Origin of the sequence: Caulobacter sp. D5 (assembly GCF_003185805.1) — a bacterium.
Classification (GTDB): Bacteria; Pseudomonadota; Alphaproteobacteria; order Caulobacterales; family Caulobacteraceae; genus Caulobacter.
Window position 1 is genome coordinate 1 of the sequence record NZ_QHJY01000348.1, and the last position, 25,448, is coordinate 25,448.

21 protein-coding genes are annotated in these 25,448 nt (G+C 66.4%); 11 read left to right on the forward strand and 10 right to left on the reverse strand.

What is annotated here, in order from left to right; all coding sequences use genetic code 11:
- A partial coding sequence (locus DMC18_RS20305) for a TrbI/VirB10 family protein (protein ID WP_110133257.1) occupies positions 1-1,070 on the forward strand: 1,070 nt, incomplete at its 5' end.
- Here DMC18_RS20305 and DMC18_RS20310 read toward each other — a convergent pair.
- A complete protein-coding gene (locus DMC18_RS20310) occupies positions 1,067-2,014 on the reverse strand; it encodes a LysR family transcriptional regulator (protein WP_110117632.1) in 948 nt (315 codons plus the stop codon). The genes DMC18_RS20305 and DMC18_RS20310 overlap by 4 nt on opposite strands.
- Before the next feature lie 140 nt (positions 2,015-2,154).
- On the opposite strand from DMC18_RS20310, the gene DMC18_RS20315 reads away from it, so the two are divergent.
- Positions 2,155-3,069 (forward strand): HEPN domain-containing protein, encoded by a 915-nt coding sequence (locus DMC18_RS20315; RefSeq protein ID WP_110117633.1) that lies wholly within the window; start codon positions 2,155-2,157, stop codon positions 3,067-3,069.
- Positions 3,070-3,117: 48 nt separating this feature from the next.
- On the opposite strand, the gene DMC18_RS20320 is transcribed toward DMC18_RS20315, so the two are convergent.
- Positions 3,118-3,621 (reverse strand): hypothetical protein, encoded by a 504-nt coding sequence (locus DMC18_RS20320; RefSeq protein ID WP_110117634.1) that lies wholly within the window; start codon positions 3,619-3,621, stop codon positions 3,118-3,120.
- Between the two features lie 434 nt (positions 3,622-4,055).
- On the opposite strand from DMC18_RS20320, the gene DMC18_RS20325 reads away from it, so the two are divergent.
- The 4 genes from DMC18_RS20325 (at position 4,056) to DMC18_RS20340 (ending at position 8,530) form a co-directional block, all read left to right on the forward strand.
- A complete protein-coding gene (locus tag DMC18_RS20325; protein WP_158285946.1) occupies positions 4,056-4,511 on the forward strand; it encodes a BglII/BstYI family type II restriction endonuclease in 456 nt (151 codons plus the stop codon).
- Between the two features lie 2 nt (positions 4,512-4,513).
- A complete protein-coding gene (locus tag DMC18_RS20330; RefSeq protein ID WP_110133258.1) occupies positions 4,514-5,824 on the forward strand; it encodes a hypothetical protein in 1,311 nt (436 codons plus the stop codon).
- 64 nt (positions 5,825-5,888) lie between these two features.
- Complete coding sequence (locus tag DMC18_RS20335) at positions 5,889-7,640, forward strand: DEAD/DEAH box helicase (RefSeq protein ID WP_199228280.1); 1,752 nt, start codon at positions 5,889-5,891, stop codon at positions 7,638-7,640.
- Positions 7,637-8,530, forward strand: a complete 894-nt coding sequence (locus DMC18_RS20340; RefSeq protein WP_110117638.1) for a DUF3883 domain-containing protein — start codon at positions 7,637-7,639, stop codon at positions 8,528-8,530. The genes DMC18_RS20335 and DMC18_RS20340 overlap by 4 nt, the downstream gene beginning before the upstream one ends.
- Here the strand turns inward: DMC18_RS20340 and DMC18_RS20345 are convergent.
- From DMC18_RS20345 to DMC18_RS20360, 4 genes are all read right to left on the reverse strand, one after another.
- Positions 8,495-10,198: a DNA cytosine methyltransferase gene (locus tag DMC18_RS20345; RefSeq protein ID WP_110117639.1), complete on the reverse strand. Its 1,704-nt coding sequence runs from the start codon at positions 10,196-10,198 to the stop codon at positions 8,495-8,497. The genes DMC18_RS20340 and DMC18_RS20345 overlap by 36 nt on opposite strands.
- On the reverse strand, positions 10,195-10,653 hold the full coding sequence (locus DMC18_RS20350) for a very short patch repair endonuclease (protein ID WP_110117640.1): 459 nt from the start codon (positions 10,651-10,653) through the stop codon (positions 10,195-10,197). Before DMC18_RS20350 ends, DMC18_RS20345 begins: the two co-directional genes overlap by 4 nt.
- Positions 10,654-10,752: 99 nt before the next feature.
- Positions 10,753-11,820, reverse strand: coding sequence for an OB-fold nucleic acid binding domain-containing protein (locus DMC18_RS20355; protein WP_110133259.1), 1,068 nt, complete (start codon positions 11,818-11,820; stop codon positions 10,753-10,755).
- A 990-nt stretch (positions 11,821-12,810) separates the two neighbouring features.
- Positions 12,811-13,212, reverse strand: coding sequence for a hypothetical protein (locus DMC18_RS20360; RefSeq protein ID WP_146218148.1), 402 nt, complete (start codon positions 13,210-13,212; stop codon positions 12,811-12,813).
- 485 nt (positions 13,213-13,697) lie between these two features.
- Here DMC18_RS20360 and DMC18_RS20365 point away from each other — a divergent pair, with 485 nt between their 5' ends.
- From DMC18_RS20365 to DMC18_RS20380, 4 genes are all read left to right on the forward strand, one after another.
- Complete coding sequence (locus tag DMC18_RS20365; protein WP_110117643.1) at positions 13,698-14,246, forward strand: RNA polymerase sigma factor; 549 nt, start codon at positions 13,698-13,700, stop codon at positions 14,244-14,246.
- Entirely contained in the window at positions 14,243-15,241 is a 999-nt protein-coding gene (locus DMC18_RS20370) for a FecR domain-containing protein (protein ID WP_158285948.1), read from the forward strand. Before DMC18_RS20365 ends, DMC18_RS20370 begins: the two co-directional genes overlap by 4 nt.
- 124 nt (positions 15,242-15,365) lie before the next feature.
- Positions 15,366-18,383, forward strand: coding sequence for a TonB-dependent receptor (locus DMC18_RS20375; RefSeq protein ID WP_110133260.1), 3,018 nt, complete (start codon positions 15,366-15,368; stop codon positions 18,381-18,383).
- Position 18,384: 1 nt separating this feature from the next.
- Positions 18,385-20,808, forward strand: a complete 2,424-nt coding sequence (locus DMC18_RS20380) for a prolyl oligopeptidase family serine peptidase (protein ID WP_110117646.1) — start codon at positions 18,385-18,387, stop codon at positions 20,806-20,808.
- On the opposite strand, the gene DMC18_RS20385 is transcribed toward DMC18_RS20380, so the two are convergent.
- From DMC18_RS20385 to DMC18_RS20395, 3 genes are all read right to left on the reverse strand, one after another.
- Positions 20,727-22,469, reverse strand: coding sequence for an asparagine synthase C-terminal domain-containing protein (locus DMC18_RS20385; protein WP_110117647.1), 1,743 nt, complete (start codon positions 22,467-22,469; stop codon positions 20,727-20,729). The genes DMC18_RS20380 and DMC18_RS20385 overlap by 82 nt on opposite strands.
- On the reverse strand, positions 22,469-23,125 hold the full coding sequence (locus tag DMC18_RS20390; RefSeq protein WP_110117648.1) for a lasso peptide biosynthesis B2 protein: 657 nt from the start codon (positions 23,123-23,125) through the stop codon (positions 22,469-22,471). The genes DMC18_RS20385 and DMC18_RS20390 overlap by 1 nt, the downstream gene beginning before the upstream one ends.
- Before the next feature lie 453 nt (positions 23,126-23,578).
- The gene (locus DMC18_RS20395) at positions 23,579-24,163 is read right to left on the reverse strand and encodes a GntR family transcriptional regulator (RefSeq protein ID WP_158285949.1); all 585 of its coding nucleotides are present in this window, start codon (positions 24,161-24,163) and stop codon (positions 23,579-23,581) included.
- A 364-nt stretch (positions 24,164-24,527) separates the two neighbouring features.
- On the opposite strand from DMC18_RS20395, the gene DMC18_RS20400 reads away from it, so the two are divergent.
- Positions 24,528-25,109, forward strand: coding sequence for a hypothetical protein (locus tag DMC18_RS20400; RefSeq protein ID WP_110117650.1), 582 nt, complete (start codon positions 24,528-24,530; stop codon positions 25,107-25,109).
- Here DMC18_RS20400 and DMC18_RS20405 read toward each other — a convergent pair.
- The coding region (locus tag DMC18_RS20405; RefSeq protein ID WP_158285950.1) for a DUF3363 domain-containing protein at positions 25,104-25,448 on the reverse strand (345 nt) is incomplete at its 5' end. The genes DMC18_RS20400 and DMC18_RS20405 overlap by 6 nt on opposite strands.

A 25,448-nucleotide genomic window follows, 5' to 3' on the forward strand; every position in this document is an offset into this window, starting at 1 on the left:
TGTCGCGCGTGGCCATAGCCGGCTTGGCGGGCCTCGGCGCGGCGGGGATCGGCGCGGCCTTGGCCCTGGCCCTGCAGCCCCGCGCGCCCAAGCCGGTGGTCATCAAGGCCGACGAGACGGACGGGCGTGCGCCCCAGGCCGTGATCACCGGTCCCCGGACCTATGCCGACGTGCCCAAGCTCGGCCCGCCGCTCCCCGGCGACCTTGGCCGACCGATCCTGGCGGCCCAGCAGCGCGGCCAACCGGTCCAGCCGCCGCCGATCGGCTCAGCCTCCGCCGATCCGACGGTCGAGGCGCACCGCCAGGCCCTGGCCGCCGCGCGCACCAGCGCCGTCTTCAGCCGTAGCAGCTCGACGGCCGCCCAAAGTCCAAGTCCGCCGGCGCTCCCCATGCCGGCGCCGATGCCGGTCTCGACGCAGCTCATCGAGCAACCGGCCGTCACCGATCCGCACCGGGCGTTCCTCGACACCCGCAACACGCCGCCGACAACCAGCCAATTCCAGGTGCGGCCGCCCGCCGGCCGCACCCTGCTCCTGGCCCAGACCATCATCCCAGCCGCCCTACTGACAGCCGTCAGCTCGGACCTCCCCGGACCCGTATCCGCCCAGGTCACGCGCAACGTCTATGACAGCCTGACCGGCAGGACGGTCCTGATCCCGCAGGGCTCCAAGCTCATCGGGACCTATGACAGCCAAGTCGCCTTCGGCCAGAAGCGGGTCCTGCTGGCCTGGGACCGGGTGATCTTCCCTGACGGTCGCTCGCTGCAGCTTGATCGCCTGGCCGGGGCCGACGCTGCCGGCCGCTCGGGCCTCGTCGACAAGACAAACGCCCACTGGGGCGCCATGGCCAAGGCGGCCATGCTCTCCAGCGTCCTGGGCGTTGGCGCAGCCCTGGGCTCCGACGACGACAGCGACATCGCGCGGGCCTTGCGCCAAGGCGTGCAGGACACGGTCAACCAGACCGGCCAGCAGGTGGTGCGCAAGCAGCTCGACGTCCAGCCAACTCTCAGCTTGCGCGCCGGTCTGCCGCTGACCATCCTGGTCACCCGCGACATCGTCTTCGACGACTAGGTCACGCCCGGAAGCAAGGCCAGGAGCTGGCGCACGACCGGCTTCTCCGGCCGCCGGCCCAACACCGCATCAAAACCCAGGAAACTCCGGGCCAGCGGCCGGTAGACCACGCCAGTGGCGCGGCAGGCGTCTCCCTCGCCGACAAGGCCAAGGCCCTGGCCCAAGGCCACAAGCCGCGCGAGGCTGGCCGGTGCCGCCGCCCGTCCAAAACTTGCCCGCCCAAGACGCCGCGCGGCGAGATCGCGGACGCACTCGGCGATCGGCTCGACAACCACGAGCCGGCGGCCGGCCAGATCGGCCCAGCACAGAGACGCGGCCTCCGCCAGGGGATGGGCGACCGGAACGGCGACCACGAGGCGTTCGCGCCAAGCCGGCGTCGACACCAAGCCGACAGGCGGGCTCAGCAGAAAGGCGAGATCGAGCCGGCCTTGGCGGAGCGCGGCCGCCAGGATGTCGGCGCTGGCCTCGACGAGGTCTAGCGCCAAGTCGGGTTCGGCCGCCAACAGCTGGCGAAGCAGATCCTGGAGGACACCGCCTCCCAGGCCGGCGAGGATCCCGACGCCCAAGGTCGCGTGGTCGGTGCGCGCAGACTCGGTCGCACGGTCAACCGCCAGATCCAGCTCACCCACCGCGTCCTGGGCGCCGCGCACGAAATCCTCGCCGGCCAAGGTCAGGCTCACACCGTGGGGACTCCGCTCGAAGATCGGCGCCCCGAGGCGCTCTTCCAGTTCCTGGATGCGGCGCGAGACGGCCGACTGCTGGACGCCCAGGCGCCGGGCAGCCCGGCGAAATCCACCGTGCTGGGCTGCCGCCAGCACGTAGCGCAGATGGTGCAGGCCAAGGCCGGCCCGAGCGCTGGCCTGGCCTTGATCGATGGCGGCAAGATCCGGCGCGGGCATCGATACGCAGAACTCGGGCTGGCGACCCCACTGGCCGCACACCATGCAAGCGCGCCAAGCTGCGCGGAGCCACGCTATAGAGCGAATATAGACAGAATATTCGGCCGCCCGGTGCAACGAGCAGTGGCGCCGACACCATCCGACGCCCTAGACTCTCGACCTCAGCGCCGAACAACCACGGACCCATGAAGATCTCGCTCGACCACCTGCCGGCCGCCAAACGCAAGGAACTGGACTTCGTGGTCCAGACCCTACGCGAGGGCTTCGCGCAGGCGCTGAGCCGACGGACCATGCCGCGCTACCGCAACGGCAAAATCCTCAAGATCATCCTGTTCGGCAGCTACGCGCGCGGCGACTGGGTCGAGGACCCCAAGGGCCGATACTTCTCGGACTACGACATCCTTGTGGTCGTCAACCACGACGACCTGGCCGACCTGGAGGAATTCTGGTCCGAGCCCGACCAGACCTTCCTGCGCGAATACGCCTCGGGCGAACGCCTACGCACCCAGCCCAACTTCATCGTCCACAGCCTCGACGACGTGAACGAGCAACTGCGGTTAGGCCGCTACTTCTTTACGGACATCCTGAGAGACGGGATTACGCTTTTCGAGGAACCTGACTTTCCGTTCGTGGCGCCCGAGACGCTGTCCGCCAAGGACGCATATGCCGAGACCAAGGCATATTTCGATGAGTGGCACGCTAGCGCAGCAGGATTTCTCGATACTGCTCGCTATGTCCGACGCCAGGGACGCCCAAAGGAAGCCGCGTTCCAATTACACCAAGCAGCGGAACGCTCTTATCACGGCCTGATCCTTGCCCTGACGCTCTACAGTGCCAAGACCCACCGACTGAACCTGCTGCGTGACCGAGCCGAAGCTATGGACAGTCGCCTGATCGGTGTCTGGCCTCGCACTAGCAAGTTTGAGCGGCAAGGGTTTGACCTGATCCGCCGCGCCTACGTCGAAGCACGCTATTCGCCGCACTATGAGATTTCGGACGAGCATCTCGCTTGGCTCGAGGCGCAGGTCTCGGCTCTACAGAACGTCGTCCAAACCGTTGCCGCCGAACGGGTCGAGACCCTAAGGAAGGCAGTCGCCTGACCTAGTGATAGCGGCCACTCGACGCCGTAGACACATTGTCCGACCACCCTACCATGGCGGGCTCGCAAGGCGCCGCTTCGCCCTTGCAATCGGGGCAGGGCAACTCACCACCGCCAGCAAGGTGTCCTGCAGCTTCATAAAGCAATAGAGCGGCGCACCGCCTGCCATCCACGTCTTGGCGAATATAAAGCTGAACACACCTTGCTGGACTTCGGTCCAGCGCTTCTTCCTAACGCCGGGCCAGTTCCAAAGCGCTCCCGCGAATTCTGGGGGCAAGGTGTGACCAGGCCCGGCCATGGCGACCAGAGCGAAGGAAGCGAGCCTGCAGCCATGCCCGTACCTCAGCGCGTGGAGCCCGAACGCGACTTTCTGGGTCACCGCGGCAATGCGCTCGATCTCGAGACTTATCTGCACGCGGCCGTCCGAATGCTCGGACAGGGCGTTGATGATGCGGTCGTCGAACTTAGGCGATCCTCGAAGGGCTCTGTCGACGGCGCCTCCTTCCCTCAACTTGGCCGTTAAGCGAGGGCTATCACTGATGTGGGCAAGCACGACTGCCAGATACTCTTCGTGGGAGGACCAGCCCCGATTGCAAGGCTGGCAAGCTGGAACCGTTCTCAGGTTGATCGGCCAAGGCTCCTCTAGGAGCGCCTTCGGAGGCACATGCTCCCTCGTGTCGGCTGCACTGCCACAATAGACACAAAACTGATTGAGCCCCCTGAAGCGGCGGGCGCTCCCCGGTCCCAACGGCAGCTCGAATTGCCTAGTCTTGGCCCCCATCCGTTGTATGTACCGCCCACGCTACCGCTCGCCAACTATGGCGCCGATCGGGGCCTGGAGCTTGTTGCCGCATCCAGCTGCACCTGCAACCGGCGGTTCGGCTATTGGTTGCGACCGCGTATGGCGTGCTAAGCTGCTTTGACTCGGTTGCGGATATTGTAGCTTGCTATCGAGTGAATCTCCTCTGATGCGCGGGGGCGCTGCATTTGAAGTTCTCGGTCTATAGCCATTGTGCTGGTGCAGAGCGTGTTCCAGTCGAGCTACGCAAGCAAATCGAAGACGCGATCGGTCACATCGCCGTCGTTCCGAAAAAGGGCGCAGCGCGGTCCATTCGCCAAGAATTCATCTCCGCGCTCCGCACTTCCGGCTGGTCCGGTGAGGTTACCGTCGCACGCGGCTCGGACATGAGCATCACTTCGCTCAAGGACGGGATCGGCCTCTGCCTTCAGACCGGCAACATGGCGCGCGTCTATGCCGACTTGATGAAGCTGCAGACCCTATATTTGGACAACGCGATCTCAGCGGCGGTCATGGTGGTGCCCTCCCAGCCGATCGCCCTGATCATCGGCAAGAACATCGCCCAGACGACCAGGATCGAACGCGAGCTCGAGATATTCCGCAAAGCCTATCATGTGCCGACCCTAGTCCTCGGCTTGGAGTAACTATGCCTGATATGGCCCTTCCAGACTCGCCTAAGGGTTCGCGCTTCGGCTGGCCGAAGCCGATGAGGCGTGAGGAATTCGACACCCGGCTCAAGGCGGAAGGGCTGCCGACCGACCGTGTCGTCTTCCAAGGGATCGCACAGGACCTACCGATCATCCGCATCCCCATCGACCTTCCGAAATACCGGATGGTCAACGGGCGGACAGCCTCGCTCCAGGTCGAGCATCTGGCTGTGAACCAGGACCTCCGGCCGGACCTCTTCACGGGCGATCCGGAGATGTGGGACGCCCAGGAGGCCCAGCACGAACTGCTGATCAAGCTCGGCCGCCAATCGGAACTCGACAAGTATTTCGCCGACCAAGCCCATAAGCAGGTCGATCCGCTCATCCTCGACCAGAACGGCTTCGCCGTTAACGGCAATCGGCGCCTCGCCTCGTGGCGAGATCTCTTCTTCCAGGATCCGGCCAAGTATGGCCACTTCCAATACATCGACGTCGTCGTCCTCCCGCACTCGACCGAGCGCGACATCAACCAGCTCGAAGCGCGACTACAGATCGAGAAAGATATCCGCGCGGAGTATAATTGGGACGCCCAGGCGAATATGATGGTCGCCAAGATGGAGAGGGATGGGTCGACAACGGCAGAACTCTGCCATCTTTATAAGATGAAGGAGTCCGAGCTAAACGAACTCCTTGATATGCGATCCTATGCCGATGAATACCTGAAATCGCGCGGTAAGGCCGATATGTGGTCGGAGGTCTCCGGACAGGAGCATACGTTCCGCCGCCTGGTGCAAAGCCGGCAGAAGCTCTCCGGCGGCGTGGCCCGCAAGGAGATGTTCAAGGAGGCGGCCTTCGCGCTCATCGACGAGCCGACAGCTGTCGGCCGTCTCTATACCGCTATCCCGGATTTGGCGGCGAGCCTGGACAAGGTTGCAGACAGGTTGCAGGCCGAACTCGATATCGAAGCGCCCCAACCCGACGACGACCTGGATTCGCTCTTCGGCGGCGGGAAGCCTGCCGACGGCGACGAAGCGGGCCTGGGGAACGCGCTGCGCGATCCTTCGAACCAAGCCCGGGCGCGGGAGATCATCGCGGATGTCCTCGAATCCGAACGGCAGATCAAGAAGGATGTGAGGAAGGAACGCTACCTGCTGGATGTCTGCGCGAAGGCGAACGCGGCCCTGACGTCGGCCGTGAAGGATGGGCTACGTACGGAGTCGAAGCTTGGCGGGGTAGCCAAGCAGCTCGACGAGATCGACAAACGGGTAAGGACGATCCGCGAATTCCTGGCCAAACATGCTCAAGCTTGACTATAGGCCGCGTGACGTCAGGGCGAGTTTCAGCTGGGATTCCACGGACAGGAGCGCCGCTTGGGTGCCCGTGCTGCGCCGTCTTGCGCTCGACACCACCAAGGATACGGTCGTCGAGGACGCGGTCAGCCTGACACTCCCCTGGTGGTCGTTCTCCGGCGCCCGCGAAGAGTTCCTGCAGGTATTTCGGACCTATGGCCTGCGCCCTGGCGCCGGACTGGAGATCAGCGCGGCGGCGGCGGAGCTGCTGAGGCAATCTCGACGCGTTGCCGACAGCTACCGTTCCGCCGCCGGCCTCGAGCCTATCGATCCGGAGACGATAACGGCGTCCCTAACCACGGCAGGCTTTGCCCGGACCCTCTCTGAGCGTCAGTTGGAGAACGTCGGCAGGATCGCCGCACTTCCCGCCGCGGCGACCTTCTCAGTGCCGGGCGCCGGCAAGACCACCGAAGCTTTGGCGTTCTTCACGGTCCGCGCAGACGCCTCCGATCGGCTTCTGGTCATCGCGCCCAAGAACGCGTTCGCCGCCTGGGACGAGCAGTTGTCAGAGTGCTTTCCTGCCGGCGCCGGGAAATTCGAGCGCCTGCGCGGCGGCCGCGAGGCGATCCGCAGCCTGCTCAAGACCGATCCCAGGTTCATGCTGATTACCTACCAGCAGCTGACCAGGGTGTCCGACCTAGTCGCCCAGCACCTCGCCCAGTTCCGTTCATACGTCTTCTTGGACGAGAGCCATCGCATCAAGGCCGGACCTGGCGGCGCGAGCGCGCGCTCGGTCTTGGAGCTATCGCACCTGCCTGTCGGCAAGCTGATCATGAGCGGTACCCCGATGCCGCAATCAGTCGCCGACCTGTTGCCCCAGTTCGGCTTCCTCTATCCGGAGATTCCGGCCCAGGAGGATACGGTTGTCGATCTGATGCGCCCGATCTACGTGCGCACGAACAAGGCCCAGCTCGGCCTCCCGGCGGTGACCCGTAACCTGATCGAGCTGCCCATGGCCCCGGTCCAGCGCGAGCTCTACGAGCTGATGAGGAAGGAGGTCGCCAGGGAAGCGTCCGCAGTGCTGGATGCCCACGGTCGTCAAGCCTTTAGGAAACTTGGCCGTTCAGTTTCGAGGCTCCTCCAGTTTGTCTCGAACCCCTCCCTCCTCGCGGCCGAGATCGGCTTCGCCCATGCCGACCTCCTCACCGCGGTCCTAGCCGAAGGGGAGGGTCCTAAACTTGAGTACGTGCTACGCCGCGCCCGCCGACTGTCCAGGGCGGGGAGCAAGGTCCTGATCTGGTCCTCCTTCGTGAAGAACGTGGAGTATATGGCCTCCCGGCTTGCCGACCTGGGCGCAGTCTACATCCACGGCGGTGTCGACGCCGGCAGCGAGGAAGACGCAGACACACGGGAAGGGAAGATCAAGGCCTTCCACGACGACGACACGGTTCGGGTCATGGTCGCCAATCCCGCAGCCGCTAGCGAAGGCGTGAGCCTCCACAAGGTCTGCCACCACGCCATCTATCTCGACCGGACATTTAACGCGGCGCACTACCTGCAGTCGGAGGATCGTATCCACCGCTTCGGCCTCGCGCCGGACCAGACGACGACCATAGAGATCGTCGAATGCACAGGTTCCGTCGACGAGACCGTACGGATGCGGCTGGGGTTGAAGATCAACCAGATGGCCGCAGCGCTCGAGGACTCCAGCCTCAATCCAGACCCGATACCGATCGATCCGACCGACGCCGAGGCTGACGACCCCGAGGAGTATGCCACCGGCCTCCAGATCGAAGACATCCGCAGTCTCGCCCGTGATCTGGGCGCGCCAGGATGACGGCTGTGCTTTCACCAGGGATGGCCCAGGCGGGCCTGGCCCTTCTGGAGATTCTTGAGCGTCAAACGCTCACGACGGCGGCGCTGGTCGAGGGACTGCGCGATGTCGGCGGTATGCAGGTCGGTGATGTTCTAGCCTTCTCCCAGGCGCTCGACTGGTTGGCTGTGGGTGAGGACGGGATACTGGCCGCGACGGCGGGGGGGCGACGCCTAGCCGGTCTTCAGGGCTATGGAGCCGCGCTGAGGCAGATCGTGGAGGACTATGTTGCGCGCTTCTCCCCCGGCTGGCTCCAGAACGCGACCTACGGCCGGGCAAGAGTGCTTGCCTTCAGCCCGCCAGGTGTCCGCCAGGTTCTTGTGGAAGCCGGGGTCGCCAAGGGCGCAGAGCCCGAAGTCGTGGAGTTCTGGGACCGCCTTGCTGGCCTCGCCCGCGGGATTCGCGCCGACCGTCTCCTGGGCATCGGCCGCGAAGGTGAGCGCCTCTCGCTCGCCTATGAAGCTGCGCGCACAGGCGCCGAACCGCGTTGGGTCTCGATAGACAGCAACCAGGACGGCTACGACGTACTGTCCGTCTGCGCTGTTGATGATCGGACACCGCTCTCCGTCGAGGTCAAGGCAAGCCAGCGAGGGGATGGCTTCCTCCACCTGACCCGTAACGAATGGGATCAAGCTCTCGATAGTCGAGCCCACGTCTTCCACCTCTGGAAGCTACAGGTCGATCAGCCTCTGCTTGCGGTCGTCACCGTAAGCGAGATGGCAGAACATGTTCCCAGCGATGTCGGCTCCGGTGAATGGCAGGAACTGCGCGTTCCGTTTTCAAGCTTCAACGGCGCGTTCGGCGGCGTAGAGCTTCTCCTAGGCAGCCGCCCGGCAGACCGCATGCCATCGTAGCGTGTTGAACCACGCCCCTACCAGCATGCCGCTGAGGATGGGTAGGGCATTGTTGGTCAACTTGTTCGATTGGCTGATATTGTCACCGACTTCACCTCTCGCCGCCGCCTCGAGGACGTAGCCGATCGCCGCGTGCCTATCGTCCTTCGACGCGGCGCACAGGTGCTGGTGCACGGCCTCGGCCAATCTACCGAGGGTATCCGTGAGGTCGAACGGGCCGACACCCTCAGCCTTATGCGCCCACACCGATTGGACATCGGCTGGAGACGTCTTCCGCAGCTCACTCTCGACCTGGGCAAAGGCCGCGCCGGTAGCCATCTGGACCTTCTGGATGAAGGGCGATTGAAGCTGCCTCAGCAGTTCATCGTTGAGCTCGATCTCGCGCACGTCGGTTGAGGGGCCGAAGAAGAACCGCACCGTCCAGCTGTCGCGATCGGCCCTCTGGTTGGCCAGTTCGAAGCGCATGCCGCTCTTGAACCGGAGCCCAGGTAGCGCGGACCGGAACGCGCGCGTCGCCGGATAGCTCTGGCCCTCACGCTCTGGCGGCGTCGATGGCGCCTTCGCGCTCGGCAGGCGCAAGAGGGAACCCGCTTCCGCAAAGCTCGGGAGGCTAGCCGCGTCAACGCCCTTGGCCGCCTGGGCCAGCAGGTACGTAAACGAGGGCGGGATCGCATTGCCGACCATCTTCGCCTTGTCCTGGAAGGAACGACCGAAGAATTGGTAGGTGATCGGGAACCCTTGCAGTGACGCGCGCTCCCGGATGGTCAGGCGTCGATAAGCCCCTTCGCCACCGGGATCGGCGATCACGATGCTTTCGCGCGAGACGCGTGTGCACGTGGCGGTAACGGTCCTCGAGGGCTCATTAGTGGCGTCAGGGAACGCCATGTTATTGTAGACTGGATGGTAGAGCTTCGCTTCCCGGTTCATGCGCAGCTCCTCCGCGTTGAGGGGTGGCTCGGGCAGGGTCTCGGTGACCTGATCCCTCGGAAGCGTCACGCCCCACACCGGATCGATGATGGCGCCGTCGGCCTGCGCGAACGCATCGACCACATCGCCAAGCGTGACCCTCTGCACTTTCGCCTTGTAAGACTTGATACGGTCGAAGCAGATATTTGTGGCAATACAGCGCTTACGAGCCTGAGGGGTCCCGTACTCTGAGAAGTCGATGACTTCGATCTTCGGCGCCAAGTGCCGGAAACGATATAGCTCGTGCTCTTCGTCTTCAAAGGCGCGCCGCAAGACATCGGCGACACGAGGGACGTTCTCCATGGCCCACCAGGTGGGTCTTACATGATCGACGACTTCGAAGAACCGGACCAGGTCCTTGGTACCCTCGGCGAGGTCGCCGCCCCCGCCCCTGTTCGAGTAAGAGAACTGGGTGCACGGCGGGCTCCCGACGACGATGTCCACATTCTTCGGGATGCTCGAGAAGTCGAGCTGGCGCACGTCGGTGGGGGTGAATGAGCCGCCGTGGTTGCCATTGTGGGTGTCCACTGCCGGCGCCCACCATTCGTAGGAGGCGACCACCTCTATACCCGCCAGGCGGAGTCCAAGACTCCATCCACCGATGCCGGCATAGAGATCTATAGCGCGCACGGTTCGCCTCCTCCGCGAGCGAATCGCGCTCGATCGTCCAAAACCCAAACGCAGATGGTATCGCTTTCTCACCGCCGCGCAAGATCCTCGGAGGAGGCATACGACCGATCTTGACGTACGGGACCAACGAAAGAGCGCAACCGCGCCTCAAGTGCGCCGATGTCCCGGGCCTCGCATTCCCATACCGTCAGGACCTCCCACCCGTCAGCCTGGGCCCTGGCGAGGTCGCGGGCATCGCGCGCCCTATTGCGCTCGAATTTCGCCTTCCAGAAGTCGGACCGGGGCTTGTGCTCGCCGGCCAATCTGCAGCCCGGATGCTGATGCCAGAAGCAACCGTGGACGAAGATCATCTTACGACGCCCCGGGAACGCGACATCGGGCCTTCCAGGAGCGGCCTTCCACTGGAGACGGAAGCGGTACCCGAGACGATGTAGCATGCGCCGAACGGCCAGCTCCGGCGCGGTGTCCGCTCTGCGGATTCGGGACATGAGCTTGCTACGCTGCTCAGGGGTAAGCCGGTCCGGCATTCAGACCTCCCGCTGCCTCGCCATATCCTGGAAGCGCCGACGCCGGCGCAGCTGTTCCGGCAGCTACGTTGCGGATCGGGCCGATGCAGCTTCACGGCTCTAGTTCGGCCGCGGGAACACAGGGTCAGCGGTCGCCACAAGATAATCTCGGATGTCGCGCTTAGTGATATTTCCCGTGATGTGGACCTCGACACCGTATCTCAATTGCTGCGCGGCCGTGGCCTGCTCGAACGTCTCAGCGCCGATGTAGCAGGTAACCATGCGACCGCTGTCATGGTCCTGAAGCACGAAGGTCGAGCTCTTACCATTCAGCAGCTCGACGCGCCCACGTAGGGTCACCGGCCGGGTGACGGCGGCGGTGTAAGCGCGCTTCATCTTCTCCCCGACGCTGGCGTCGATGAAGAGATACTCCGCGCCACCATGGTTGGCAGCATTGAATTCCGTCGTTGCGATATCCGTGTCGTCGGTCGGGATGAGGCCTTGGACAGCCTCCAAGAGGCCGAAGTTGTGCGACGCTATATTGTCGGTGACCTCACCTCTCATCGCCTCCGAGACGATCTCATTGGCCCGATCGAAGAAGTGTGAACGGCGGTCCAGCGCGGACGCGATAAAATCCTCAGGAATGTACTGCTCCTTCCTACGCCGCTGGATTTCCCGCACATCGACGATAGGTCGTTTGACGGCGATTAGGAGGCTGGCGAACTTGGGAGGTGCCAACGGGAAATCGAAGACGTCACCGGAGCGAAGCCCCGAAAGGCTTGCTGGGGTGAACAGCTTCTTCGTCGCATTGTAGACGCGATCAGTCAGCTCCCTGAAGAGCTTGAAGCTGATCTCGTTTACGCCCAGCGCTTGGCCGGAGAACTTCACAGCGAAGAATGCGTCCGCCTGAGCAACGGAGTCCGGCAGAGGAAGATCGTGCGGCCGGATACCCACGCCCGCGTCGGGTAGGTATTCGTCAGGCAGCCGCTCGGCCGGAACATACCAGCTGCTAAGCGCCACAAGGTTGCGACTGACTTCGACCAACCAATAGCCCGGAGCGCTCAAGGCGCCCTTGATGGAGATCGCGCCCTGCTTCAGCGCGTCCAATACATGTTCGTTCGTCGTCGATAACAGGTAGAGGTCCGTATTCTGCAGCTCGTCCGCCTTATAGCAGAGGGCCTCGAACACCCCCATCTTCACGGTAAAGAGTAGGGGCTGCTCATAGAAATATAGGACTTCGTCTGGGGTTATCGCCCCCGTGAACCCATTGCGCGCTGGCGCCTCTCGGGGAGTCCATGCACCGGTCATCATGGCACCGGGAAGATCGTTATGGCGAAGTCTGGGCAAGGATCATACGCCAGAGGTTTCCACCAGGTGCAATGGTGCGGATTGTTGTTGCTCGGCGTCTCAAGCACCCGACCCTGGCTCGGCTGCCCAAGGGCGATATGCCACTTCCTCATCCACTTGAACGCGCCACGGGCGTGCGCGACCGCCTCTGCCGTACGCCATACGGAGAGGCCCCAGGATTTCGGGTCGGCGGGGTCGGCGTTCGGGTTGCCGAGCTCCGCTTCGCTCAGGAAACTTCCCTCAGCTAGTGGAGGCTGCTTGATGCCTCGATAGAGGCTTCCGGCGACTGGCTGAGATGAGCTCGGCGGCAATCCAGTTGGAAGTCCCGAATGGTAGACGGTCATACGCGTGGTTAGACCCGCTAGGCTTGAATTGTCTAGCTAACTAATTCCACAGTTGTCGCCGAATAGCTATGCCTTGGATTCAGCGGCCATTCGCCCCCCGCGTCAGCGATCGCAACCCTCTGGGCCGAGATCGCCCCGCGGGCTCGGCGGCGCGGGCGCCGTAGAGCGCGGCCGCGCCCTGGCGCGGGACGCCCAAGCCCTCTAACCTCCCCTCGCGGGCGCCGCCCTATAGGCGCCGATCTGGAGCCGGGGGTCATCGGCAGCGGTCGGCGTTGAAGTCGGCGGGCCTTCGCCATCGCAAGGTTTCCAACGCCCGCCCCCTCCATTCACTCCCGGATCGATGCCGCCCCGGCCCGCATCCCATTCAGGGAGCGGCGGCTCCTCGACCTTCTTCGTCGGCCCCAAAGCCTCCTTCGGCAACAACGAACGGGCCAGGTCGGAAATCTCACCAGGCTGAGGGCGAACGATGCTTCGGCCATCCTAGACATCAGAGCGTGTGAAGCTCCATCTGAACATGCTCGTCGTCCAGGGTGACGTCGCTTACGACCCAGACTGGCGAGGTTGGGTGGCGGCTGTCCCAGATGCCGTCGCCGTCCGCGATCTTCTCGGTTTCCGCGGTACGCTTGAACGTGACGCGCCCACCTTTGGAAAACGGATACCGCGTGTCGTCGAGATCTCGCAGCTGACCTCCGGTGCGGAGGCCGTTGAGCGTGAAGCCTGAAGGCGGTGTAGCAACCGGGCAAGGGATCGCCTGGTCGACGGCGTCGGCGAACGTCTGAAGGCTCGGCGGGCTAGCCTTGGTTCCACCCCAGTCCCAACCGTTCTGAGCGTTGCCGCCGCGTGAGAAATAGCGAACGTGGGTGACGCCATTTTCGGCGAAGATGTTCACCACCTTTCGCTCCTGGCCGGTTGCGGTTCGATAGCAATCACCGATCGTGATCGAGCTGGTTGGAAGCGGCATAAGTGGCCCTTTTTCGACGCGACGACTAACGCTACCGTTGTTTCGAATGCGCTTTAAGATTGCGTTTCCGAGAATGTGCGCAGTCCGGATCTTGAGTGCTGCCGGCGCCGAAGTCGGGCAGCCTTTCGCGAACGTACGAAGTTCGCCCGCCCCCTTTCAAATTCGCCTAACAGCGATCCTCGGCTTGCGCCGGAGTGCCATTTGATTCAGGCTCGAGGGGCCGGCGCCAATGCGCGCGGGTGGGGCGTGGAAACCCCGTGCGATGTCTAAGAGCCATAGCGGCGGGCCGATCATAGCGGCGCGTCGATAGCGCCCATGCCCCCGGGTCGCGTCCCCGTGTCCGCCGTTCGCGGCCACGCGCCCTTGTCCGCCCCTGCGTTTCCGAGCGCCCCGTCGAACCGACGGAGTAGGCGATGGACCCCAAGCTTCCCCGCGTCGCGACCCAGCCTGAGGGCAGCTGGGACGAGCGCGACGACCTGGATGGGCTTTATCGGCGCTATGCGCCCTGGCTGGGGGCGATGCTGCGCCGGCGGTTCGGCCGCGGGATCGAGGCCGACGCCGACGATCTGGTGCAGGAGACCTACGCCCGGCTGGCACCGCATGACACCGCCAAGATCGAACGCCCTCAGGCCCTGCTGATGCGGGTAGCATCCAACCTCGCCACGGACCTCCTGCGTCGGCGAGCGGTCCGCACCCGGCACGCCCAGCAGGTGCAGCGAGAGCCGGATACGGCTCAGGCCGCAGCCAGCGCCCTCGACATCCTCCTGGCCAAGGAGGCGATCCTGCAGATCCCCGAGCCCTATCTCGACGTCTTCGTCTTGAGGCGCTTCCATGGATTGACCTATGAACAGATCGCTACACGCTGCGGTTTAACTGTAAAGAGCGTAGAATGGCGTCTGGCGCGGGCGGTAGAACATGCCCTCGCGGCGCAGGCAGGACTGAGCGGAAGAAGCGACAAATGAGTCTTTCGACTGTCCCGACGGACCAGGCCAGGCGGGAGGCGACCGAGTGGTTCGCCCGCCTGAACAAGCTCGACGTCCCGCTCGCCGAGATGCAGGCCTGGAAGCTCTGGCTGGACGCGCCGGGCAACAAGGCGGCCTATGATGAGGTCGACGCGTTCTGGCGCAAGAGCGAGGCGCTCAAGGACGATCCCGACATCAAGGCCGCCGTCGCCAACGCCCTTGGCCGCGCCACGCCGACCGCGCCTGCGGCCAAGCCGCGCCGGCGGGGCCTCACCGCCGCAGTCGCCATGGGCGTGGTCGCGGCCATCGCCGGCGGCTACGTGCTCTGGGCTCCAAAGGTCTATTCCACCGGCGTGGGCGAACAGCGCACGATCCAGCTGTCCGACGGCTCGACCGTCGTGCTCGATACCGACAGTCGGGTCTCCGTCCGGCTGACGGGCGCACGACGCGACATCCGCCTTGGCCGTGGCCAGGCGCTGTTTGACGTCGCCCACGACGGCCGCCGCCCCTTCGTCGTCACCGCTGGCGCGACCTCGGTGACGGCCCTGGGCACGCGCTTCGACGTCCGTCGCGAGGCCAGCGGCGCCACCGTCACCCTCGTCCGCGGGGCGGTCGAGGTCAGGCAGGGCTCGGCAGCAGACACTTCGCAGGTCTGGCGCCTGACGCCGGGCCAGCGCGTGGCGACCCAGGGCGCCGCACCGCGGCCCAGCCCCGTGGATGCCGACACCGCCACCAGCTGGGCGTCGGGCCGGCTGGTTTTCCATGCAGTGCCGCTGCGGGCGGCCGTGGCCGAATTCAACCGCTATGAGCGCCAGAAGATCGAGGTCGCGGACGGCCCGGTGGGCGACGAGCTGGTCTCCGGGGTCTTCGCGGTGGGTGACAGCGAGACCTTCGTAGGCTCCATGGCCGACCTGCACGACCTCGCCGTCGTGCGGTCCGACAAGGACGGGACCATCCGTCTTACGCGCGCGGGAGACGGCGACGGCGCTCGGTAGGTTTTTTCTCTACACCGCCAGGGAAGCGGACGGGGTGGCGCGTCAATGCCCCGACGTCTTGCGCCGTGCACAGAAGATCCGTCCCGCGACGGACGCCGCCGCAGCGTCAAAGGGGGTCCCTTTCATGCTGCAGTCTTCTCTTCGCCGCCGCCTGCTGGTCGGCTTGGCCACCACCGTCTTTCTCGCCCCGGCGCTGATCGCGCCGGCCTCGGCCGCGCCCCAGGAGGCGGCCCAGACCACCGTGTTCGACATCCAGGCGGGCACGCTGGACGCGGTCTTGGTCGCCTTCGCCACCCAGAGCGGCCGCACGGTGGCCTATTCGCCGACGCTCGTCGCCGGTCGGAGATCGGACGGCCTGCGCGGACGCTTCACGCCCGAGGCGGCGCTTGACCGCCTGATCGCCGGAGCCGGCATCGACATTCATCGCCGCGGCGACAAGGGCTTCGTGCTGAAGGCTCGAAGGGCCGGCATCGCGCCCATCACCACCTTGGAGGCGCCCACGCCGATCGAAGGCGTCACCGCCGAGGAGCCCAACCAGCTGGCGGAGCTCGTCGTGACCGGGTCTCTGATCCGCGGCGCGGGCAATGGCGTCTCGCCCGTAGTCACGGTAACGCGGGACGAGCTCGACCGTTCGGGGCGCGCCAACATCTCCGACTTACTGGCCAACCTGCCCCAGGCCTTCGGCGGCAGCGCTTCGCCCGACACCGCGCTAGCCGCCACTGACGGCACCGGCTCCAACCTCGCCATGTCGACGGGTGTCAACCTGCGCGGCCTTGGCCCATCGGCGACCCTGGTCATGGTCAACGGCCGAAGGATGGCCGGCTCGGGCCTGACGGGCGCGTTCGCCGACACCTCGGCCATCCCGGCGGCGGCCGTTGACCGCGCCGAGGTGCTGCTCGATGGGGCCTCGGCGCTCTATGGCTCGGATGCGGTCGGCGGGGTGGTCAACATCATCCTTCGCAAGGACTTCTCCGGCGCCGAGACCCGCGCACGGATCGGGGTGGCCCAAGGCGGCGGAGCCTTCGAGCGTTCGGTCGCCCAGACCCTCGGCAAGGCCTGGGAAAGCGGTCACGCGTTGATCTCCTACGAGCATTATCAGCGCGACCGGCTGGCTAGCGCCGATCGCGCCTTTACCGCCAACGCCGACCTGCGCGCCCTGGGCGGGACCGCCCATCGACAGGTCGCCAGCCATCCGGGCAATATCCTCGTGCTCGACGCCGCCTCCGGAACCTATGTTCCGACCTGGGCCATTCCCGCCGGGCAGTCGGGCGTGGGACTGACGCCGGCCAGCTTTCAGGCCGGGACGGTGAACCTCGAGAACCAGCGGCTGGCCACCGACATCCTGCCCGAGCAGAACCGGGACGCGGTCTATCTCGCCTTCGGCCAGCGCCTGGCGTCGCGCCTGGAGGTCAGCGGCGACCTGCGCGCCAGCAAGCGGCGCAACGGCTTCGCCATGCCCGGCTCGATCAGCAACCTGACCGTGACCCGCGCCAATCCCTACTTCGTCTCGCCCAACGGTTCGGCCTCGCACGTCATCGGCTATTCGTTCACCGACGAACTTGGCCCGCTGCGCTCGCGCGGCAAGGCCGACAGCCTGGGCGCTTCGCTCGCGGCGGCGGTCGACATTGGCCGGACCTGGCGCGCGGATTTCTACGGCGCCTACGCCGAGGAGGTGACACGGAGAGCCAGCGACCATCGCCTCAACACCCGCTTTTTGAGCGAGGCGCTCGGCACCATCGCCGACGATCCCGCGACCGCCTACAGCGCTGCGCGTGACGGCTATTTCAATCCGTTCGGCGACGGCGCCGCCAACAGCCAGGCCGTGCTGGATTTCATCGGCAGCGGCTACATCCATACCCGCTATGTCAGCACCGTCACGACACTGAACGGCCAGCTTGACGGGACCTTGCTGGAGCTTCCGGGCGGCTCGGTCAAGCTGGCCATCGGCGGTCAGTTCCGCCAGGAGCATTTCGACACCCGAACCCTGGCCAAGACCTCGCGCGCGACGGAGACCCGCACGGTGACCGGGCCGTTCGAACGCAAGATCAGCGCCGGCTTCCTGGAATTGCGGGTCCCGCTGGTCGGCCCGGGCAACGCGCTGCCCGGCGTCCAACGGCTGGAGCTGTCCCTGGCCGGCCGCATCGAGCACTACGACGATGTCGGCGACACCAAGAACCCGAAGTTCGGCGTGCTCTGGGCCCCGACCGGTTCGACGACGTTCCGCGCCAGCTATGGCACCTCGTTTCGCGCGCCGTCGCTGCCGGAGGTGTTCGAACCGCAGGACGCGGGCCCGGTGTTCCTGCCCAACGCCGGCGTCAACAGGCTGGTGCTGTTGCGGGCCGGCGGCAATCCGACCCTGCAACCAGAGAAGGCCAAGTCCTGGACGGCCGGGGTCGACTACGTGTCGGGGCGTTGGCCGGGCCTGAAGCTCTCGGCGACCTGGTTCGACACCCGCTTCACGGGCCAGATCGGCACGCCGGTCTATGAGAACATCTACAATGTGCTCGGCAATCCCGTGTACGCGCCCTTCGTCCAGATGCTGAGCGCCAGCAATCCCGCCGATCAAGCCAAAATCGCCGCGCTCCTAGCCACGACAACGAGCGGCGGCCTCTATCCGGCGAACGCCTATACCGCAATCGTCGATGGCCGCTACGTCAATACCGGCGGCCTGCATATCCAGGGGCTGGATGTGTCGGCCCGGTTTGGCCGCGCGATCGGCACGGGACGGCTCGACCTGACCGCGGCGGCGACTTACCTAATCCACTACAAGCGCAAGCTGACCCCCGCCGGCGACTGGCTGTCCCTGGTCGACACCGCCGGCCAGCCGGTCGATCTGCGGGCCAAGGCTTCGGCGACCTGGACGCAAGGCGCCTGGTCGGCGACCGGCGGTCTCAACTATGTCGACGACTACGCCACCGCCGCCGGGGTCAGGATCGACCGCTGGACCACGATCGACGCGCAACTGGCCTGGCGCGCCCCTGGCGAGAGGCTGGCGAAGGGTTTGTCGCTGGCCTTGTCGGTGCAGAACCTCCTGGCGAGCGATCCGCCATTCTACGATGCGCCGCAAGGCATCGGCTATGACACCGCCAACGCCGACCCGCTGGGGCGGTTCGTCTCCCTGCAACTGACCAAGCGCTGGTAGCATGCCGGTCTCCCCGACCTGGCCAGGTCGCCTCGCGGCGGCCTGGCTGGTCCTGGCCGCAAGTGTGGCCGGGGCCCAGCCCCTGACCCTGGATCGGCTCCTCAAGATCGAGAGCCTGGGGTCCAGCGCCCTGTCCCCTGACGGTCGCCATCTGGTCGTCGAAACCGAGCGACCCTACGACACCGCCGCCCGCTTCGACTTCGCGCTGTCGTCGGCCGCCCTGGGCGAACTTCGCGTCATCGACCTGGGCGGCGACCGCCAGCCGCGCCGGCTTCTGCCCGCCGATCGGACGGCGGGCTACCTGGCCGGTCCATTCTCACCGAGCGGACGGTCGATGATCGTCTATCGCTGGAAGGACCGTCGCTGGGACAGCGGCGTCGTGGACCTGCAGACGGGGGTGGTGCGCTGGCTCGGCTTTGGTCTCGACCGGAGCTTCTATGGCCGCAGTGTGCAGTGGCTCTCCGATAGAGCCTTCGTCGCCATCGCCCTGAGGCCCGACGATGCGCCATTGCACATCAAGCTGGCCTGGCAAAATCAGACGCGGACCAGCACCCTGTGGCGGCGGCAAGCGGAGGGCCGCGAAACGTCGGTCACGGTGATGGGCGCCGGCCGCGCCCGGGACGCCCAGCCTCGACGGGATCGCAGCCTGGTCCTCTACGATCTCGTCAGCGGTCGGCGACGAGCGCTCGCAACGGGCGGCTTCCTCGATCTCGAGCTGTCGGGCAGCCGGCGGTTCGTAGCGGTTTTGGGCGAGGCCGAGCCGATCGGCCTGGCGCCGACGCAGGCGGTGCGGATGGGCGCGCCTGCCCGACGGCGCAACCTCACCGTCGTCGACCTCGCCTCCGGCGCGCGGTTCGAGGCCTCCCCGCGATGCACAACGTTGGTGCGGCCGATGGCGTGGGCGGCCGGGAGCGACCGCCTGCTCGTCTATCAGCACGAAGCCGGCGCCCCCGAAACAAGCGGCGGCCTCTTCGAGATCGACGCCGCGACGCAGCGCCAGACCCGCCTCGACACGAGCGTTGTCCCGGCGATCGATTATGGCGGCGAGGGCTTCGCCACCGTCCAGGCTGACTGGCTGGGCGAGCGGCCGATCGTTCTGGCGCGACGCGACGCCAGCGATCGCCTGGACTGGTTCGCGCTGGCCGGCGCCAAGATCGACAACCTCACCGCGGCCCTGCCAAGCGCGCCCAGCGAGATCGCCTTGACCGACGACGCGGCGATCGTGGCGCTGGCCGGCGGAACCGCCTGGCGCGTCGACGCGGCGGGGGCCGTCCGGCCCTTGCCCGGCCGTGGCCAGAGCGTCTTCCGTCCCGCGCGTTTTGGCGCCGGGACCCGGCTGGCGGCCGCGCCGACCCGCGCCGCCTCGATCTGGCGCGTGACGACCAACGGGCTCGAAGATCTTGCGGGCCATCACGTGCCGTTGGCGCCGGAGACGACGGCGTTGGCGATCTGGCGAGATCGCGCGATCGTCGAAGCCCGCAAGCCCGACGGACGCGCCTTCGTCGGACTTGCCGGAACGACCCAGAAGCCGCTGCTGACGGTGAATCCCGACCTTGGCGAGGAGCAGCTTGGCCAAGTCCGCGCCGTGGAGACGCGCGGACCGGATGGCCGGGTGCTCAAGCACTGGCTGCTGCTGCCGCCGACCTGGCGGCCCGGGCAGCATCCGCCGCTCGTGGTCGTGCCCTATCCCGGCTCTGCCCCGCAGCGCGTTCCGTTTCGCCTCGGCACGACCAGCCTTACCCTCACCCCGAACGCCGCCCTTTTGGCCGCGCAAGGCTATGCGGTGCTCAATCCCGCCCTGCCGCGCGACCGCGCCAGGGGCGAACCGGGCGAAGGCCTGGCCGACCAGATCCTGGCGGCTGTCGACGCCGTCGTCGCCGAGGGTTATGCCGACCCCGACCGGCTGGCGCTCTGGGGGCACAGCTTCGGCGGCTATGCGGCCCTGATGACGGCCACCCAGACCGGCCGCTTCAAGGCGATCATCGCCCAGTCCGCGCCGTCCAACTATGTCGCGCGGTGGGGCGCGATCCAGACCTACTTCTGGACTGCGCCCGAAGAGGGCGCGCCGAACGCCAGCTATATGGGGTATGGCGAGACGGGACAGGGCGCGCTCCTGGGGCCACCTTGGCGCGAGACCGACCGCTATCTGCGCAACAGTCCGCTGTTTCAGGCCGACAAGGTCACCACGCCGCTGATGCTGATCTATGCCGACCAGGACCAGGTGCCCCTCTCGGAGGGCCAGGCGATGTTCAACGCTCTCTATCGCCAGGACAAGGACGCCACGCTGCTGTCGCTGTTTGGGGAGGGCCATCTGCCGACCAGTCCCGCCAATGTCCGGGCGATCTACGCGACGGTCTTGCCATGGCTGGCCGATCGCCTTGCCCGGCCGCCCTCGGCCCAGGCCGCGGCGCGCGCCTCCCAATGACGCACAAAGGCCTCAAGCGCGAGGACCTCGAACAGGCGGGGATAGTCGCCGACGTGGATGAGCTGGTCCGGGTCAAGCAAAGCCTCCGCCTCGGCGCGATCCAGCACGCCCTGGTCGGCGAGCCGTCCGTCGAGCAGATAGCCCCGCAAGGTCGGTAGGCTGCGCAGGATCATCCGGCCGTAATAGGCGGTGAGATCGCCTTTCGACCGTCTTGTCCGCACGAGCTCGGGTAGTTGGTCGGCGAAGGTGTCACGCGCCAGGCCGCGGCCCTGTCCACCCCGCGCGAGGTCGATCACCGGGGTGGCCAGCACGGCTTCCTGCACAGGCTGGTGCAGCAGGGGATGGACCAGCTGGGCGGCGCGGCCGCGCAGGCTGGCGCCATGGAACAGCTGGGCGCGAATAAGGCTGCGGATCTGCCGTCGCTTTGCGGGCGCCACCGGTTCGGTCAGCCAGGGATGGTCGGCGGCCTCAACCGCCCGTGCTGGCCGCCAGGCCTCGCGAACCGCCTGGCCGAGCAGCGACCAGACCGAACGCCGGTTCCACCGCGCCGCGGCTTCGAGCTGGCGCCAGGCTGGGTCGGCGCGCGGATGGCGCCGCCAGCGTCCCCACAGCTCCGCGGCAACCGCTGGAGACGGGCTCTGGAAGAAGACGATGTCGCCGCCCTGCCCAGTCAGGATCCGCCCGGCCCCCATCGCCTGAGCCTCCGAGGCCATGTCTCGGTCGTAGTGATGGTCGAAGCCGTTGACCGACGGCCGCACGCCGACCGGCAGGCGGTCAAGCGCGTCCTCGTCGAGCGTCAGTTCCGGCTTCTCGCGTTCCAGGAGCCGCAAGCCCGCCTTGTCGGCGATAGCGCGCGCGAAGCGGCGCTCGTCGCTGGCCGGGTCGGCCGCGTGCAGGTTGATGAACACAGTGCCCTCGCCGCCGCCCAGACGCGCCAGGGTGGTCGAGACGATCCCGGAGTCGAGCCCACCGGAAACCTCCGCCAGGATCGGCGCTCCCGAGGACAGCTCGGCCGACAGGACCTCGTCGACGGCGCCGCGCACCGCCTCACGGGCCGCCGCGTAGGAGTCGTGCGGATCGCCCGCGAAGACCGAAGGCCGCCAGATCGATTGCTGCGCTCTATCGCGCCCGGTCCAAAGCGCGCCCGGCATGACGGACGTGACTCCGACCAGGCCTATCGAACCGGCGCCCGCCAGAGCGCCGCGCGCCAAGGCCGGCCAGTCGATGGCGAGATCACGCGGCGCGGCGCGAGGCGGCAATCCTTCGGGCAGGTCCGAGCCGACCGCCCATCCCCAGGCGCTCTCCCAGACAAGGCAGTCCATGGCCCCCGAGGGATCACGCAGAACCGCGCCCTGGTGCGTCGCGATGAGCGCGTATCGTCCCCAGTATGTGTGGAGGAACTCCGTGCAGAGCGCGGCGACGTCACCATTGTCCGGCCAGGGCGGCAAGGCTAGAGCCGCGGGCCGGCCGCTGCCCCGCACGAACAGTTCGCCGACGACGATGGCGCGACCCAGGTCGCGGACCGGCGTGCGGTCGCGCGCCAGGAGCAGGGCATCGGCGGTCGCCCGCGCGACCCGCCAGCCTGCCGGCGCGAGGGTTTTGAGGAGCGCCAGCTCGTCGCCTATAGCGCGCGGCCCAGCCAGGAACAGGAAGCCGTCCATCACACCACCAGGATCGGCTTGAAGGCTTCGAGGCGATCGGCGGTGTCGTCGAGCACCAGATCGCCGACCTGAAGCCAGCAATGGGCCATGAAAGGCCAGGTTCTGACCGCGAAGACCCAGCGCGCGTCATGACCCCGCCAGCGCAACACGCGCAGCAGCAGAAAGGCGCGATAGAAGCAGACGCCCTGGAACGGCAGCCATGGCAACAATCGCTCGAAGGTCGCCACCAGTCTTGCGAGATCGTGTCCCGGCTCGCGCGCCGCGTCATCCTCCCGGCGCCCGAAACGCCATGCTTGGGCGGTCCGCACGACATGACCGAACGGGCGGGGATGGTAGTCGATGAACATCGTCGCCCAGGCCGCGAGGATCAGCACGACATCAGCGGCGCGCAGACGCTTGGCGACGTTCAGGCCAAGGTCGCGGGCGGGGCGCGGGACCAGGATCAAAGGTCGTGTCCCGGCGGCGTCGCTGAGCATGCCGGCAGCGGAGAGCTCGGCAGCGAGATCGGCATCTTCGACGCGGACACCCGTCGTTTCGATCCGTACCAGCGACGCGGCGCCCGGCAAGCAGAAATAGGCGTTACGGCGGGCGTCCAGCAGCACGAGGTCATCGCCTAGGCTGACAACGGCGGCTTGATCGGAAAGGTAGGAGGCCAAGGCTCGTCTCCTGGGCAAGCGCGACGCCGGGGTCGCCGGCGCCGCGATCGGTTCAGCCTTGTTCCCAGCGGAACGTCGCCATCTCCAGGCCCGCGCCTTCTTCGCCGCGGGTCAGACGCTTGGCTTCGCCGAGGCGAACGAGACGGATCTTGCGGGGAGTGGTTTTGGTCATCGTGGTCTCCTTGGGGCGTGGCCGAAGGAATGGGCGGCTCCGCAAGGGAGCCGCCCGACGTCACCGGAAGGCCGGCTTGGTCGTCAGCCCACGTCCTTGCGGATCAGGCCATTCTCGAAGCCGGGGCCTTCTTCGCCCTGGGTCAGCTTCTTGGCGTCGCCCAGACGGACGAGACGGGTCTTGCTGGTCTTGGTCATGACGCGCTCCTTCGGTCAGATCGCCGCGTCATTGCGGCCTCCCATCAAGGGCGCCGCTCGCTCTGCATTGGCAGTATATTGCAGCTATAAGGATGCGATATTCTCGCCCGCGCGCAGAGCGCGCATCAGTTCCGGCGCACGGGCGCGCCGTGCGGCGTGCAGGCGAGCCAGGATGGTTCGCAGGCGGGTCGGGTCATCGAGGCCGGTGGTGAGTTCGGCGAGTTCGTCCGCCAGCGGAAAGACCTGGCTCTCGACACGAACCGCCGGGGCAAGCCGTTCACCAAGCTGGCGGTAGACGTCAAAGAGGGCGCGGTTGCCAGCGCGCGCGACGATCCAGTCGAAGAGCTGGATCATCTGGACGAAAGCGGCGTGAGCCGGGTCGCGCGGTTCAGGCGCGGGGAAGGTCGATGGTCCCACATCGGCGGAGAGGGCCTCGACGAGGTAGAGCCGCCGCAAGCCGTAGAGCTCGACAAGATCGGAGACATCGAGCCGGGGCGCGAAATAGCCCCGGCCCCGACGGTCCTCGATCAGCCGCTCGCCGGCCAGTCGCGACAGAGCCTCGCGGACGGGCGTGGCGCTGAGGCCGAGGTCATGGGCCAGATCGGTGATGGTCAGGGGCTCGCCCGAGACGAGGCGACCGCTCCGCAACTGATCACGCAAGGCGTCCAAGGCGGCGCTGAACGGATCCTTGGGCTTCCCAGACGCGCCAACTCTCACGGGGACCTCCCACCCGGAGATCGCACGCCAGATTTCGCCACCGTTCTCCACAAATGCTAAATAGTCACAAAACACATACAATGCAACTCTAGGCTACTTATTTATCACTCCACAGAATAGCGCAGAAGTTTTGCGCACTTGCGCATTTTTTATGCGCCATATTGTTCTGCGAATATTTACTAGGCGCAGCTTCGATAAACTGCCCCTATGGCACGCTCAACCTGTCCGGTGGTCGAGCGTCAACCCTGGCGCTTGTTGCTTCCGCTACACCGCCAAGCCTTGTTACACCTAGGGTAGATCAGTATGCGTGGATTGGATGAGCGGTAAGGATTCCGACGACAAGCAGCGCTCGACCCTCCTGTCGCGCGCCCTGCGGGCGGTCCGCGCCATCCGCAAGGTCAAACCCCGGGCGCTGGCCGCGGCCCTCGGCCTGTCGCTGCGCGGCTACCAGAATTTCGAGGCCGGCGGCGGCCAGCTCAACATCGAGCACGTCAAGGCCTTCGCCCAGGCCAATGACGCCGACCCGTTCGGCATCCTGGCGGCCGTGCAGATCGGCAAGCCCGAGTTCGCCGCCTGGGTGGCCCAGAACAAGGCGATGATCGCGTTCATGATCACCCTGGAGGAGTTCGTCGACAATACGGGCGAAGCCATGGTTCGGCTCGAGACTACGACCTGGGTGTCGGCCTATCGGGAGATGTTCAAGGGCCTGTCGGAAAAGGCGTTGGCCGCCCAGGCCCAAGACGCGGCCTGGTTAGCCGAGAACGCCCCGCGCGTCGGCTTGGGCGGGGCGCTCCCGCCCACCAGTGGTCCTGAAGGGGATGAGACGGGCGGCGAAGGCGACGACAGCGGCGAGGACGAGACGGGCGACGACCCCGATCCGCCGGGCGAGAGGTCATAGACCCGGTCCGAGTGAGCGCCCCAAGGACCAGCGCATGCCGCCGGGCTCCAGGACCCCGCTGACCTTTCGCCCCAAGTGGCCCTCCAGGGCGGGCCGCCACGGCGCTAGCTGGAATCCGAGGCCGTCGTCCAGGACGGCGAAGCGTCCGGAGGCCAGGTCGAGGCGACGCTGGTAGACGCCGTCCACCGCCTCGCCGGGGGCGGCCGCCCGCACGGGCCGGCAGGCCTGTCGCGCCAGCTTCGCGGCGGCCCGCTCAAGGTCCTCGGCCTGCAGGGTCGCCAGCAACCCAGGGGCCGGGACGAGACGCCCGTCGCGCACCGAGGCCAGCCCGCGAGCCAC